This window comes from Thalassospira xianhensis MCCC 1A02616 (assembly GCF_003326475.1).
Taxonomy (GTDB): domain Bacteria; phylum Pseudomonadota; class Alphaproteobacteria; order Rhodospirillales; family Thalassospiraceae; genus Thalassospira; species Thalassospira xianhensis.
Map to the genome: position 1 here is coordinate 18,563 of NZ_JPWA01000019.1, position 13,644 is coordinate 32,206.

The window sequence follows — 13,644 nt, forward strand, 5'->3', positions numbered from 1 at the left end:
CATGAACAGTTTTCCCGATCCCAAGGTCGCCTTCGTCACCGGTGCAGCGCAGGGCCTGGGACTGGGCATAACGCAGCATCTTCTGTCCACCGGGTGGAAGGTCATGCTGTTTGATCTGGATGCGGATGCCGGGGACGAGGCCATAACGGCCCTGCCCGAAGAACAGCAGGAACGTGCCCTGTTTTTCAAGGGCGACATTGCCAATGAACATGATGTGGCGATTGCGGTTCAGCAGACCGTCGACCGTTTCGGGCGCATTGACGGACTGGTCAATAATGCCGGTATTGCCGACCCGCATTCGGGATCGTTCGAACATCTGGATTGGGAAAGCTGGCAGCGCGTGATCAATGTCAATCTGGGCGGCGCGTTTCTGGCGGCCAAACATGCGACCCAGCATTTGCGCAAGACCCGCGGCGCAATCGTCAATATCGCATCTACCCGCGCCTTTCAGTCAGAACCCAATACCGAAGCCTATGCCGCGTCAAAGGGTGGCATGGTGGCATTGACCCATGCCATGGCGGTCAGTCTGTCGGGGGCGGTTCGGGTCAATGCCATTGCGCCGGGCTGGATCGAAGTCGGTGACTGGCAGAAATCATCCGCCCGCGAAGAACCCCAACACCGCGACATCGACCGGCAGCAACACCCGGCGGGGCGCATCGGTACGCCGGATGATATCGCCAAGATGGTCGCCTTCCTGCTTGATCATGAACAATCCGGTTTCATGACTGGCGAAACCATCCGCATTGATGGCGGCATGACGCATAAAATGATCTATGCCGATTGACCGGAGGCCTTGGTCGGGGGAGGCATTCTTCCCTGCCCCTTCCTTCTGCGGTTTTACGGTTTCATGCGATCGGGTTTATCCCGTTAACATCCCCCTGCCCATCCAACTTGGACGTCACTGAACGTCAGGTTGAGTTTCTGAACAATTATATCGCAATTGATAATAATAATCATTTATATTGAGATTGATTATCAGTAGTGATAATGAACCCCATATGCAAACCGCCGGGGGCGGCAATTCCTTTGACTATGGGGCTCTTTCATGCACGTTTCATCGACCGCAAAACGCCGTACATTCAGTACGCTGTTGCTGGCTTCTGTGAGTATTTTTGCCGTCATGGCGACACCGGCTTATGCGCAGGACACATTGCCACAGCAAAACGCGCAATCAGACGATACCGGCGATACCGCAACGACAGAAAATGACGGCGCCATCAATCTTGACCCGATCCGGGTCGAGGGTGAAGCCAATGCCACGGCGGGCGATCCGACCCCGCCGGTCTATGCCGGTGGTCAGGTCGCAACCGGCGGCCGGGCCGGAGTTTTGGGCAACAAGGACAATCTGGATATCCCGGTCAGCATCACCAGCTATACCAGCGAAGTGATCAAGAACCAGCAGGCCGACACGCTTGCCGATGTGGTTGATAACGATCCGGGTGTGCTGACATCCTACAGCTATGGCGGTTCGGGTGACCGCTTCATGATCCGCGGCTTTGTTCTGGATGGTGATGACGTGATGCTGGATGGCCTTTATGGCACGGCACCGCGCCAGTTGATCGATATGTCGATGTATGACCGTGTCGAAGTCGTCAAAGGGGCATCCGCGTTTATCAATGGGATGGCCCCCAGCGGCAGCGGCATTGGCGGCGGAATTAACCTTATTCCCAAGCGCGCCACAGATGCTCCGATCACCAGTGTAACGACATTCTATGAAATGGATAGCCAAACCGGCGGGCATGTCGATTTCGGACGGCGTTTTGGCAAGGACAACCAGTTCGGCATTCGTGCCAATCTGAAATATGGCGACGGTGAAACCGCCATTAATGACGAAGACCGCAACAGCCAGATCGGATCCCTGTCATTCGATTATCGCGGCGATGATACCCGGATCACGGTCGATGCCGGGCATAATGAAAAGAATATTGATCACGGTCGAACTTCAGTAAACCTCGACAGCGCCCTTACCAGCATCCCCGATGCCCCGGATGCCAGCCATAATTACAATGCGGATGGGACATGGGCCGACCTTGAAGACAGCTTTGTTCAGGGCCGGATCGAACATGATGTAAACGACTATCTTATGGCCTATGCCGCCGCAGGCACCCGCCACATGGAAGAATCCGGGATTTATTCGACCCCGCGCATTACCGGTACTGATGGCACTATGACCTATGGCGGTTCAACCATCGTTCGCGAAGATACGACCAATAGTGCCCTGACCGGTGCCCGCGTTAAATTTGAAACCGGCGTCGTAAAGCACGAACTGAATGCCGGGGTTTCCTACCTTCAGAACAAAAGCCATCAGGCATGGGCGTTCTCGCCCGGTGCGTCGGCGTTTACCGGCAATATTTACGGGCCGACGCCCACAGGCTATCCGACGCTGGCAGCGCCATCAGGCAATCTGGCTGATCCGGGGCTTCGCAATATCAACGAACTGACCAGCTATTTTCTGGCTGATACCGTCAGCTTCCTTGATGACCGCCTGAGTGTCACGGGTGGCATTCGCCGTCAGTCGGTCAATACCAAGCAATTCGATCTGACCAGTGGTGCGCAATCAAGCAATTATGACGCGGACGAATACACGCCAATGGTCGGCATCGTCGGCAATGTGACCGATCAGGTATCGGTTTATGCCAACTATATGGAATCCCTGTCGCCGGGGGAAACAGCCGCCAGTGCGGCAAGTGACGCCACCCTTACCAACCCGAGCGAGCAGTTGGCGCCTTACACCTCCGAACAATATGAAATCGGGGCAAAGGCCGATTTCGGCAGCTTTGGCGGTAGCGTGGCCCTGTTCCAGATTTCCAAGCCGTTCTCTTATAAAAACGCGAGCAACACCTTTGCGGCGGACGGCGAACAGCAGAACCGTGGCGTAGAATTCCAGGTCTTTGGCGAACCTGTGACCGGCACCCGTATTCTGGGTGGTTTTACCGTTTATGATGCGGAACTAACCGATACCCAGAACGGCACCAATGACGGCAACACCCCAATCGGCATTCCCGACTATGTTGCCAAGCTTGGCATCGAATATGACCTGCCGTTCCTTGAAGGGGCAACCATCAATGCGCGTGCGGTTCACACGGCATCGCAATATGTCAATGCGACCAACACGCTTTCGATCCCGTCATGGACGCGCCTTGACCTTGGCGCGCGCTACACGACCGAGGTGCACGAATATCCTGTCACCATCCGTGCCAATATCGAAAACGTCACGGATAGCGATTACTGGGCGTCGGCCAATGGGGGTTATCTGACAATGGGTGCGCCATTGACGGCCAAAATCTCGCTGACGGCGGATTTCTGATCGGGCCAGCCAGACAAACAAAAACGCCGCCCAAGGGGGCGGCGTTTTTACTTTAACGGTATCGTCTGAATTATCAGGCGCGCGCCTTGCTTTCGGACAGGCCCAGCGCGCCAAGGGCGGTTTTGACGATGCTTTGTGCATCAAGTCCCGCCTTGGCGTATTGCACATCGGGCTTGTCGTGATCGATCAGGGTATCGGGCAGCGTCATCGTGCGGACCTTCAGCCCGTGATCAAGCAATCCCTGCCCTGCCATATGTTGTAGGACCATCGCGCCAAAGCCGCCAATCGATCCTTCTTCAGTCGTGATCAGGACTTCATGGTTGCGCGCCAGATCGGCGATCAGCGCATGATCAAGCGGCTTGGCAAAGCGGGCATCGGCGACCGTCGCCGGAAGGCCGCGTGCGGCGAGATCTTCGGCGGCCAACATCGCCTCGGCCAAGCGGGTGCCGTAGGACAGGATGGCGATCTTGCCGCCTTCGCGCAGGATACGGCCCTTGCCGATTTCAAGAACCTTGCCCTCGGTCGGCATTTCAACGCCGACACCCTCGCCCCTTGGATAGCGGAAGGCGCTTGGGCGGTCATCAATCGCCCATGCAGTCGTCGTCATATGAACCAGTTCGGCCTCGTCCGCCGCCGCCATCAGAACGATATTGGGCAGGCAGCCAAGATAGGCAATGTCATAGGCCCCGGCATGGGTCGCCCCATCTGCCCCGACAAGCCCGGCGCGGTCCATGGCGAAACGAACCGGCAGGTTCTGGATGACCACATCATGCACCACCTGATCATAGGCGCGTTGCAGGAAGGTCGAATAAAGCGTGCAAAACGGTTTATAACCCTCGCACGCCATCCCGGCGGCAAAGGTCACGGCATGCTGTTCGGCGATGCCGACGTCAAAGGCACGATCGGGGAACCGTTCGGCAAAGATATTGACCCCGGTACCCGACGGCATGGCCGCCGTGATGGCGGTGATTTTGTCATCGGTTTCGGCAAGTCTGGTCAGCGTTTCGCCGTAAACCTTGGTGTAGGACGGTGCATTGGGTGTGGCCTTGGCCTGTTTGCCAGTGACAACGTCGAACTTGGCGACACCATGATACTTGTCGGCGGCATTTTCGGCCGGGCCATAGCCCTTGCCCTTCTGGGTCACGACATGAACCAGGATCGGGCCATCGACATCCGCATCGCGCACGTTTTTCAGCACCGGCAGAAGATGATCCAGATTATGACCATCAATCGGCCCGACATAGAAGAAACCCATTTCTTCAAACAGGGTTCCGCCGGTTACCATGCCGCGGGTATATTCCTCGATCTTGCGGGCGGCTTCTTCGATCTGGCGCGGCAGATGTTTGGTCAGGCCCTTGGCCGCATTGCGCAGCCCCTGATAGCCCTTGCCCGAAATCAGACGCGACAGATAGCCCGACATGGAGCCCACCGGCGGGGCAATCGACATGTCGTTATCGTTCAAGATCACAATCATGCGCTGATCGGCAGCCGCGGCATTGTTCATTGCCTCGTAGGCCATGCCGGCACTCATGGAGCCATCGCCGATCACCGCAATGACGTTTTTGCGTTTATCGTCGGAAAGCTGGTTGGCGACCGCCATGCCAAGCCCGGCCGAGATGGAGGTCGAGCTGTGCCCGGCACCGAACGGGTCATATTCAGACTCGGATCGTTTGGTAAAGCCCGAAAGCCCGCCGCCCTGACGAAGGGTGCGGATACGATCCCGCCGCCCGGTCAGGATTTTATGCGGATAACATTGATGCCCGACATCCCAGATCAGCCGGTCGTCGGGCGTATCAAACAGGTAATGGATGGCAACGGTCAGTTCGACCACGCCAAGCCCCGCCCCCAGATGCCCGCCGGTAACCGACACGGCATCAATCACCTCGGCGCGCAGTTCATCTGCGACCTGCTTCATCTGTGCAGGTTGCAATGCGCGCAAATCAGCCGGGGTGTTAATCGTGTCCAAAAGCGGGGTCTTGGAGGTCGTGCTCATACCGATCTCGATCTTCAGTTTTGTGTGGCGTTTTTTATATAGTCGTCAAACCAACAGGGTGACGTTTCCTTAGCCCTATTGCAAGCAGCGTAAAATAAACAGCTTCGCTGTAATTAGCGACCCTGAAAATCACCTGATTTGATGTCACCGAGGAACTTCAGGACCACCTGCTCGACCGTGCGGTGAATATCGGTGCGTTCGCGCCCGAAATCCCGGCATAAATAACCAAAGTTTTCAGCAATATAAGGCGTGCAGGGTGGCAGAAATGAATAATGCCCGGCCCCTTTGGCCTTCACAAACTTTGCCCGCCCGCGCAGCAGGTTGCGGAAATGGGCAGCATTGGCCGTTTCGGGCAGGATTTCATCGGTTTCAGCCTCGATAAACAGCATCGGCACCGTGACATCGGCAAAGCCCGCATCGGTGGCGGCAACGCCAAAGGCCGGAGTTACGGCAATCACGCCCGCGATCCGGTCATCGCGCGCGGAAACAACCGGGCCGCCATACCGATCATGCAACTCATCGACCATGTCATCACCCGGTACATGCTGGCAAATCACCCGGTCCTGATCGGCATTAAGCGCGCAATAGCTTTGCCAGGCGGCGGCATCAAACTGCCAGCCTGCCATTTTAAGCACCGTCGCCCCACCCGCCGAATGGCCGAGCGCATAGATTTTGTTTTGATCAATCTGCGGCCCGATCTCGTCATAGCCCAACAACAGATCAAGCGCCAAACGCATTTCCTGCGGGCGGCGTTCGATGATCGTCAATTGCCGCGCATCGGACGGATCAAGGTAATTATCGCCATGATGCTGCGGGGCGGCGACGATATACCCGCGCCGTGCGAGATATTCTGCCAGCCAGAACTGATTAAAGCGGTGCCCTTCGGACCCGTGCGAAAACATCACCAGCGGATAGGGTCCGTCGCCTGCAAAATCCGCATCGCGGGCCGCCGTCGAGGTCACGCCCATGTGGCGTACGGGGCGTTCACCTGCGTGCGATGGATACCAGATCGCAAGCGGGAACGGGTCCTTGTCAAACAGCCGGTCACGAAAACCGGCTGTGTATCTGGCTTGTTCGCTCATGACAGGTGACGGACCTTAACGCCCGCGTTCGATCACGAAACGTGCGACCTCGCGCAGCGGTTCGGCTTCGCCGTCAAAGCAGTTCAGGTGATTGATCGCCTGATCACACAGCATTCTGGCCTGCTCGCGTGCCTGTTCAAGGCCCAGAAGCTTCACATAGGTCGATTTATCCTGATCGATATCCTTGCCGGCCGTTTTGCCCAGTTCGGCGCTGCTGGATTCCACATCCAGAAGGTCGTCCTTGATCTGGAAGGCCAGCCCCATGTCATGGGCATAGGATCGCAATGACATGCGCATGCTTTTGGGTGCCTTGCCCAAAATTGCCCCGGCCTCGCAGGCAAAGGCAAACATCCGCCCGGTTTTCAGCAGATGCAGATGGGTGACCTGCGCCTGATCAAGGCTTTGCCCCTCGCCCGCCAGATCGATCATCTGACCACCGACCATGCCATATGGCCCGGCAGCACGCGCTAACGCGCGGACAAGATCGGTACAGACACGCGGATCGGGATGGGTGCTTTCATCGGCCAGCACTTCGAAGGCCTGCGTCAGCAGCGCGTCACCGGCCAGAATGGCGGTCGCCTCGTCAAACTGCTTGTGGCAGCTTGGCTTGCCACGCCGAAGGTCATCATCATCCATGGCGGGCAGATCATCATGGATCAGCGAATAGCTATGCACCATTTCAACCGCGGCGGCGACTCGCAAGGCGCATTGGCGCGATACCCGGAACAATCCGGCAGAGCTTAGAACCAGAAACGGACGCAGGCGTTTGCCTTCGCCCAGTGTCGAATAACGCATCGCCTGAAACAGGCGTTGCTCGATCTGGCCATTGGGGCGCGGCAGAATGCTATCAAGCGTTTCGCCAAGGTCAGCAGAAGCAGTACTCAGCTCAGCAAGCAGGTCGTAACTCACCATATTCTCCGCGAGAATTATTCGATTTCGGTCGGGGTTGCGTTCGGACGGCCATCCGCACCCAGCGTGATTTTCTCGATGCGTTCTTCGGCCGCACGCAGCTTGTCGGCGCAATGGCGTTTCAGCGCCGCACCGCGTTCATAGGATGCAATGGCATCATCAAGCCCCACCTGCCCCTGTTCAAGCTGCCGCACGAGGCTTTCAAGCTGGCCGAGGGCCTCTTCAAAGCTGAGTTTGGCGATATCATCGGGGATCGTGGTGGATGGGGTTGGCTTGGACATATCTGCTCCATTGATTTGATTGGCGCGGAGTTTACGCGGTGACTTGCTCAGTAACAAGGGGTATGCATACTAAGAGCATGCGGCTATTTTTCAGAAACAAGTGCCGCTCTACGAATAGACAAAATTACAACAAAACTATGGCCATAAAGGGTTTGCCAAATCCTGAATATCTTTTAACTTCCACGATATTGAGAGCATGGCACCTTTAAAACTGCTTCAGAGTACACAAATTGCTTGATATTTCCCGCTTACGCATATTGCATGTCACAAATTACAGCTTAACGCCCAAGGTACCCGGTTATTATGGCGTACCTTATAAGATTACCAACGGCTTTACGCGCCTGGGGCATAATGTTTTACCCTTTGGTGACAGAGACTTGGCCAGGCTTTTGAACATATTCAGAAGTCGGAAATTTGGAATTCCGCAATTAAATAAAAAATTGCTCGAGGTCGTTGAGAAATTCGAGCCGGATATGATTGTCTTTGGTCATGCAGACATGATCACTCGCACGACCTTGGAAAAAATCAAAGAAAAGTTGCCAAGTGTCAAAATTGCTCAATGGAATGTTGATCCATTATTCTCCTCAGATAATGTCGGACGTATTAAAAGCAAGATCGACCTTGTTGATGCAACCTTCTGCTCAACGGATGGGCCTCTGTTGGCCAAATTGTCTGAGGGAAAATATCGCGCTTACTTCATGCCCAATCCGGTTGACATGAGCATTGAACGTCACCGAAACTTTGAATACTCACGAGAGCAACTGTCTTTTGACTTCGGCATGGCAATAGGAACCCCTAACGAAGTCCGAAATATTTGTGGAGAAGATTATATTGTTCAGGATCTATTGGATGAGATTGCAAAGTCCAGTTCAAAAATAAGAACATCATTTCCGGGCTACACAAGCCCTCGCATAACATGCGAAGAATATGATAAATATCTAAGCAAAACTTCGATGAGTTTAAATTTCAGCCGTAGAAATGATGCCTATCTATATTCATCCGACAGGATTGCGCAGACCGTCGGCAACGGAATTTTGACGTTTGTAGACAGAGCTACCGGCTTGAACGACGATTTTCAAGAAGACCAGATGGCCTTTTTCTCAAATAAAGATGAGCTAATTGCAAAAATATCTCATTTTATCGACAATGATCAAGAAAGACAGAATATTGCGGAACGCTCTTGGCATGAATACCATAGAAAATTCAACGAAAAGATCATTGCAGATAACATAATCAAGAACACATATAATGAACACCATTAAAGAACGCGTATTCCCGATCTCTTTTTCTATTTTCCTGATATCTGGATATTTAATTCACCCAACACCAATGTGGGCGATAATATTCTACGCAATAATAATACCCGCATTTCTGATAATAACTTTCAAAAACAAAGAAGAGATCACTAGCCTTTTTAAAGATAAGACATTCACCACCGGCGTGATTTTGATAGTATGGTTTCTCCTATCGATATCATGGGGAGTAAATCAACCAGATTTCAACATAAAGAAATACATATCACGATCGATAATCAATCTTATATTTTTACTTTCTGCCGCATACTTCTTCTCGACACACACATATTGGAAAAATTTTACCTTTAAAATATTTCCTTATGCGGTAATAGCAAATATATCAATATCTCTTTTTGTATTCTATGGAATGGACGCTCATTCCCTAAGCGATAGACTTAGTGGATGGGCCGAAACAAGACATCCAATACTGGGAAGCCTAGTCATATTGATAGGATTCTGTATATCTTTTTATCAGTCCCAAATATCAACAAAAAATAAAGACAAAATAATCTATGCTACAATCTGCCTTTCCTGTGTGCTATTTGTAATACTGAGCCAAAGCAGAGGCCCGCTTCTGACTCTACTTTGCATCGGCATCATATTTTCAATTTTTTCTGGAAAAGTTGTTCGCAGATGCGCAATTGGAATACTATTTTCGATTGCTTCAATTTTCCTTATCAGTGACGAAATCCAAAATCAGGTTATTCAATCACTTTCCAGAAATCCATGGCGCTTGGAAATATGGATGGATGCATGGAAATATATTCAGAATGCCCCAATCATCGGTAATGGCCTGGCAAGCTTGAATACCTTCGGAGCAATCGAACAGAAATTTCCCCACAGCATATATGTATCCTCGGCATTTTTCGGCGGTGCAATCGGGCTTTTTCTTCTTCTCGCACTGTTTGCGCAACTCGCTTGGGCAGCCCTCAATACAGAAGAAAAGACCACAAAGGCATTTCATTTTGGCCTGTTATGCGTACCCGTTATCGGTGGATTAACTGACCTTGCTCAAGTCTCCAAATCGCCGGGTGAGTTATGGTATATCCTGTGGGTTCCGGTTACGATTATTATCGGGCATTCGATTAAATCCCGCCGTGAGCAGAAACAACAGGCGCAGTGAACCTCTATAAAATGACCTCAAGAGGTCATCAGGGTTCGCACATGCGCCGCAACGCAAATTGCCAGCGACGGCAGGTCATAGCCGCCTTCAAGGACCGAGACAACGCGGTTGTCGCAGACCTCGCCCGCGAGTGCGAGGAGCTGTTCGGTCATCCAGACAAAGTCGCTTTCAATGAATGACAGCCCGGCCAGCGGGTCATTGCGATGGGCATCAAAACCCGCCGAAATGATCAGTAATTCCGGCTTGAAAGCCGCGATGCCGGGCAAAACGGTTTGTTCGAAGGCCTCTTTCATTTCAGCCGTCCCTGCCCCGGAGGTCAGGCCGACATTGAGGATATTGTTGGCACATCCGCGTTCGTCCGGGGCACCGGTGCCGGGATAAAGCGGCCATTGATGGGTCGAGCAATAAAACAGGTCCGGATCGTTATAGAAAAGATCCTGTGTGCCATTGCCGTGATGAACATCAAAATCCATCACCGCGACACGTTTGATGCCATAGGCGTCGCGCGCATGACGGGCACCGACCGCGACATTGTTAAACAGGCAGAACCCCATGGCGCGGTCATATTCCGCATGATGTCCCGGCGGGCGCACTCCGACAAAGGCATTGCGTTCATGCCCGGCCATCACCGCATCGATCGCGACGCAGACGCCACCTGCCGCACGCAAGGCGGCCTCGCCCGACGCGGGCGAAACATAGGTATCACCATCAAGGGATTCATATCCGCTTTGCGGGATGGCGGCCATGACGCGGTCGACATAGGCCGGATCATGGACCTTTTTGATCAGGTCAAGATCGGCCTTTGGCGCCTCTTCGCGGTGCAGGAACATGAATTCCTCGGCTTCTAGCACCCGCTGGATCACGCGAAGGCGATCACGCTGTTCCGGATGGCCCGGTCCCGGATCATGGTCGATGCAACTGTGATGAGTGACAAATAATGTCGCCATGTTTTCCGGAAACCTTCCTGAATAGATGCACGTCAGATATATCGAATCTTTACAGGCTGACTGGCCTTATTGACCACTGTCCTGATTATTATTATTTCATCGTGACAGCCAAAGTTATCCGCTGCCTTGTTCTAGATCATCATAAATCAGTCAAAGACTGCAACTTTTCAAATTGAATGACTGGTCCAAAATCACCGCATGAACTGTCTATTGTATACTCGGTGACTCAGAACGAAATATCGCCATAATCTCTGTTCACAAGACAAAGAGTGTCTTGACAGTTTAATGTTATACTTGAGAATAGGAATATTCCCGTTCTTGAGTTTTCATGGACGGGTTTGAGGCAGAAAGACCTCGTTGGTTGGAAAAAATCGGGGAAATCCCATCGGAGATTATCACCACGAATGTGATACACCCGATGCCCCAGTTGGGACAAAAGCCGAATATGGCCAGGCTAAAGGGAGCCAAATGGAACTTAACCATCTCGAAAAAAAGGCCGAGCAAGCCAGCGCGCTTCTGAAGGCCATGAGCAATCAGAGCAGACTGATGATTCTTTGCCAGCTTCACGAAGGCGAAAAATCAGTCGGTGAACTTGAACGTATTGTTGGGCTGAGCCAGTCCGCCCTGTCACAGCATCTTGCACGGCTGCGACGGGACAAGCTGGTTAAAACCCGGCGCGAAGCACAGACGATCTTTTATTCGCTGCAAGGCGATGAAGCCGTCACCGTCATCAAGACACTTTATGATCTGTATTGCCGCGACGACAGCAGCGCCGTCGCCGCCTAAGATTTTATGGAACTTCCCCCACAAAAAAGCCTGTCGGAAACCCGACAGGCTTTTTTGCGTTATGGTCAATAATCCGGCTGGTTCGGGCCTAGCCGCATTCGGGGGCTGGCAACCGCGTGACTTTCTGAAGGTCGCCGCGCACCCGGAAGCTGCCGTAGTTCATCCGCAGTTCGTGGGCGACGCCGTTTTCCCCGAAATCAACCGCAATTTCGGTCGACGGGCCGTTTTCAGCTTCGCCCAGCGGATAATAAGCCAGGTTGAGGCTGTGATAGGGCTGGCTTGCGATGTTATCGGCGTCCTCGGCATTGTTTTGCGCCTGTTTCGCGCCCGAAATCACTGCGGCAATCCGGTTGGTCGGCGTGTCTCCACTGCCGTCAAAGACCAGATCGTTGGCAAATTTATCGCCCTGAAGCGCACGCTTTAGCAGGGTGACGGAATGCTGGGTCGGAAACATGGTATCGGCCGGCAGTTCTTCGGTGACTTCGACCGGGACTTCGTAGGTGACAAGCACCTTGTCCTTGTCGCGCACCGCATCGCCGACAACCTCGTCCACCTGCACACCGTCAAGATAATCGCGCATGCGGAAGCGGTATTTCGATCCGTCAAAGCTTTCCCACTGGGTCATCGAATAGGCGGAATTGATCGCGCCACCTTCTGCCCCCTGAAGGATCATCAGATGCTGCATCTCGGTGATCCAGCCATCACAGACCTTTTCGAACCGGTAGCCAAGCGCACCGCGCACGCCGACAACAGAACTGCCGACATCAGACGAGACCATCGAAAAACGATATTCCGCCATATGCGGAACCAGTTCCGTCTGGGTATCAGATGCCTTGCGCACATGCGCCGGATCAAAACCGGTGGGACCGGCGGCAAAAGATTGCCCTGCCTGTGCGGAACACCCCGCCAGAGCAACACAAAAGATCAGCGCTCCGAAGACGGAACGCTGTCGATTTTCAGGACAAACCGTAATAACTGGCAAATCTATTCTCCGGCGGCGTCGATCTCGACAATCCAGGGATCTTTGACACCCTTTTTGGCAGCAAGATGGCGTAAATCTTTTGCATGCTCATGCGAAAGCGGACCAACCGCGACACGAAGATATTCGCGGCCCTTGACCGTCGCACTGATCAGACGCGGCTGATATTCACTGTAAAACGACAGGGCATTTTGCGCGCGCAACTGATCGGCAAAGCTTGCCAATATTACATAGTCCCCCGCAAGCGGCACTGCAACAAGCTTGTCATGCGCAGTGGTTTCCGGTGCGATCACGCTGACCTCGTCGGTCATGATGCCGGTATCGGTCAGGGCGGCGGTTTGGGTTTCGGCAATCGGTGCGACCGGTTTTGGCGGGGCGACATATCCGGCAACCGCGGCATCGGCTTCGCCCTGCGGGTCAAGGGGGCCTTCGTTGCGAAGCGGGGTACGGTTATAGTCGGGGGTGAACTGGTCCTGCGCGCTTGCGATTTCGACCGGGGCAACGGTCGCTTCGTCACGCGACACTTCGTCATGTATCACCGGGCGCGGCGGCAGATCGGTTTTGACAATCACGGCCGATGTGCGGGCACCGGCTTTGGGTTGTGACCAGTCTTCGCCGGGCGCGTTAACGGCATAAATTGCGGGTTCGGCGTCGCGGATTTTCTGTTTGATCGATGGTGCGCCCGGCTCGGCCAGGGCAACGGCATCATCCAGCAGGACATTGTCCTGACAGACGTCTTCTTCAAATAACGGGCGATGCAGGGCGCAATCACTTTCGGCAACAGCCGAAACCGCATGATCCGTGGTGCTTTTGCCCGTGGTCACATAGCTGATCAGATCGCCGGCCAGCTTGGCCACCGTAAGTTCCACCGGACCACCGCACGCCGCCAATGCCAGCGGTGCCGCCACCACAAGTATCTTTTTCAAAACGTCATCCCCCGCA

12 protein-coding genes are annotated in these 13,644 nt (G+C 53.7%); 5 read left to right on the forward strand and 7 right to left on the reverse strand.

Annotated elements, in window-relative coordinates; genetic code table 11:
- The first annotated feature begins 1 nt into the window (after position 1).
- Both TH5_RS15380 and TH5_RS15385 read left to right on the forward strand, forming a co-directional pair.
- Positions 2-784 carry a glucose 1-dehydrogenase gene (locus TH5_RS15380; RefSeq protein WP_114122567.1) on the forward strand — a complete coding sequence of 261 codons (783 nt, stop codon included), beginning with the start codon at positions 2-4 and terminating at the stop codon, positions 782-784.
- Between the two features lie 261 nt (positions 785-1,045).
- Positions 1,046-3,307, forward strand: coding sequence for a TonB-dependent receptor (locus TH5_RS15385; protein ID WP_114122568.1), 2,262 nt, complete (start codon positions 1,046-1,048; stop codon positions 3,305-3,307).
- Positions 3,308-3,380: 73 nt separating this feature from the next.
- On the opposite strand, the gene dxs is transcribed toward TH5_RS15385, so the two are convergent.
- From dxs to TH5_RS15405, 4 genes are all read right to left on the reverse strand, one after another.
- The gene (gene dxs, locus TH5_RS15390) at positions 3,381-5,300 is read right to left on the reverse strand and encodes a 1-deoxy-D-xylulose-5-phosphate synthase (RefSeq protein WP_114122569.1); all 1,920 of its coding nucleotides are present in this window, start codon (positions 5,298-5,300) and stop codon (positions 3,381-3,383) included.
- Positions 5,301-5,413: 113 nt separating this feature from the next.
- Positions 5,414-6,382 (reverse strand): alpha/beta hydrolase family protein, encoded by a 969-nt coding sequence (locus tag TH5_RS15395; protein ID WP_114122570.1) that lies wholly within the window; start codon positions 6,380-6,382, stop codon positions 5,414-5,416.
- A gap of 15 nt (positions 6,383-6,397) precedes the next feature.
- Entirely contained in the window at positions 6,398-7,294 is an 897-nt protein-coding gene (locus tag TH5_RS15400) for a polyprenyl synthetase family protein (protein WP_114122571.1), read from the reverse strand.
- 14 nt (positions 7,295-7,308) lie between these two features.
- Positions 7,309-7,572 carry an exodeoxyribonuclease VII small subunit gene (locus tag TH5_RS15405; protein WP_097050669.1) on the reverse strand — a complete coding sequence of 88 codons (264 nt, stop codon included), beginning with the start codon at positions 7,570-7,572 and terminating at the stop codon, positions 7,309-7,311.
- 230 nt (positions 7,573-7,802) lie between these two features.
- Here TH5_RS15405 and TH5_RS15410 point away from each other — a divergent pair, with 230 nt between their 5' ends.
- Together TH5_RS15410 and TH5_RS15415 are read left to right on the forward strand one after the other, a co-directional pair.
- Positions 7,803-8,834 (forward strand): glycosyltransferase family protein, encoded by a 1,032-nt coding sequence (locus TH5_RS15410; RefSeq protein ID WP_147250113.1) that lies wholly within the window; start codon positions 7,803-7,805, stop codon positions 8,832-8,834.
- A complete protein-coding gene (locus TH5_RS15415; RefSeq protein WP_147250114.1) occupies positions 8,821-9,990 on the forward strand; it encodes an O-antigen ligase family protein in 1,170 nt (389 codons plus the stop codon). The genes TH5_RS15410 and TH5_RS15415 overlap by 14 nt, the downstream gene beginning before the upstream one ends.
- A gap of 17 nt (positions 9,991-10,007) precedes the next feature.
- Here TH5_RS15415 and TH5_RS15420 read toward each other — a convergent pair whose 3' ends face one another.
- Complete coding sequence (locus tag TH5_RS15420; RefSeq protein WP_114122574.1) at positions 10,008-10,937, reverse strand: histone deacetylase family protein; 930 nt, start codon at positions 10,935-10,937, stop codon at positions 10,008-10,010.
- 468 nt (positions 10,938-11,405) lie between these two features.
- Between TH5_RS15420 and TH5_RS15425 the strand changes: the two genes are divergently transcribed.
- On the forward strand, positions 11,406-11,723 hold the full coding sequence (locus tag TH5_RS15425; RefSeq protein ID WP_114122575.1) for an ArsR/SmtB family transcription factor: 318 nt from the start codon (positions 11,406-11,408) through the stop codon (positions 11,721-11,723).
- Positions 11,724-11,811: 88 nt separating this feature from the next.
- Here the strand turns inward: TH5_RS15425 and TH5_RS15430 are convergent, their stop codons facing one another.
- Together TH5_RS15430 and TH5_RS15435 are read right to left on the reverse strand one after the other, a co-directional pair.
- Positions 11,812-12,705 carry an EipB family protein gene (locus tag TH5_RS15430; protein ID WP_114122576.1) on the reverse strand — a complete coding sequence of 298 codons (894 nt, stop codon included), beginning with the start codon at positions 12,703-12,705 and terminating at the stop codon, positions 11,812-11,814.
- A 2-nt stretch (positions 12,706-12,707) separates the two neighbouring features.
- A complete protein-coding gene (locus TH5_RS15435; protein ID WP_114122577.1) occupies positions 12,708-13,628 on the reverse strand; it encodes an SPOR domain-containing protein in 921 nt (306 codons plus the stop codon).
- Between the last annotated feature and the right edge of the window lie 16 nt (positions 13,629-13,644).

What these genes read in the sequence shown, in the direction of transcription:
- TH5_RS15405 (WP_097050669.1), bottom strand. Translation starts at nt 7,572, where the DNA reads ATGTCCAAGCCAACCCCATCCACCACGATCCCCGATGATATCGCCAAA.
- TH5_RS15425 (WP_114122575.1), top strand. Translation starts at nt 11,406, where the DNA reads ATGGAACTTAACCATCTCGAAAAAAAGGCCGAGCAAGCCAGCGCGCTT.
- TH5_RS15385 (WP_114122568.1), top strand. Translation starts at nt 1,046, where the DNA reads ATGCACGTTTCATCGACCGCAAAACGCCGTACATTCAGTACGCTGTTG.
- TH5_RS15380 (WP_114122567.1), top strand. Translation starts at nt 2, where the DNA reads ATGAACAGTTTTCCCGATCCCAAGGTCGCCTTCGTCACCGGTGCAGCG.
- TH5_RS15420 (WP_114122574.1), bottom strand. Translation starts at nt 10,937, where the DNA reads ATGGCGACATTATTTGTCACTCATCACAGTTGCATCGACCATGATCCG.
- TH5_RS15415 (WP_147250114.1), top strand. Translation starts at nt 8,821, where the DNA reads ATGAACACCATTAAAGAACGCGTATTCCCGATCTCTTTTTCTATTTTC.
- dxs (WP_114122569.1), bottom strand. Translation starts at nt 5,300, where the DNA reads ATGAGCACGACCTCCAAGACCCCGCTTTTGGACACGATTAACACCCCG.
- TH5_RS15395 (WP_114122570.1), bottom strand. Translation starts at nt 6,382, where the DNA reads ATGAGCGAACAAGCCAGATACACAGCCGGTTTTCGTGACCGGCTGTTT.
- TH5_RS15400 (WP_114122571.1), bottom strand. Translation starts at nt 7,294, where the DNA reads ATGGTGAGTTACGACCTGCTTGCTGAGCTGAGTACTGCTTCTGCTGAC.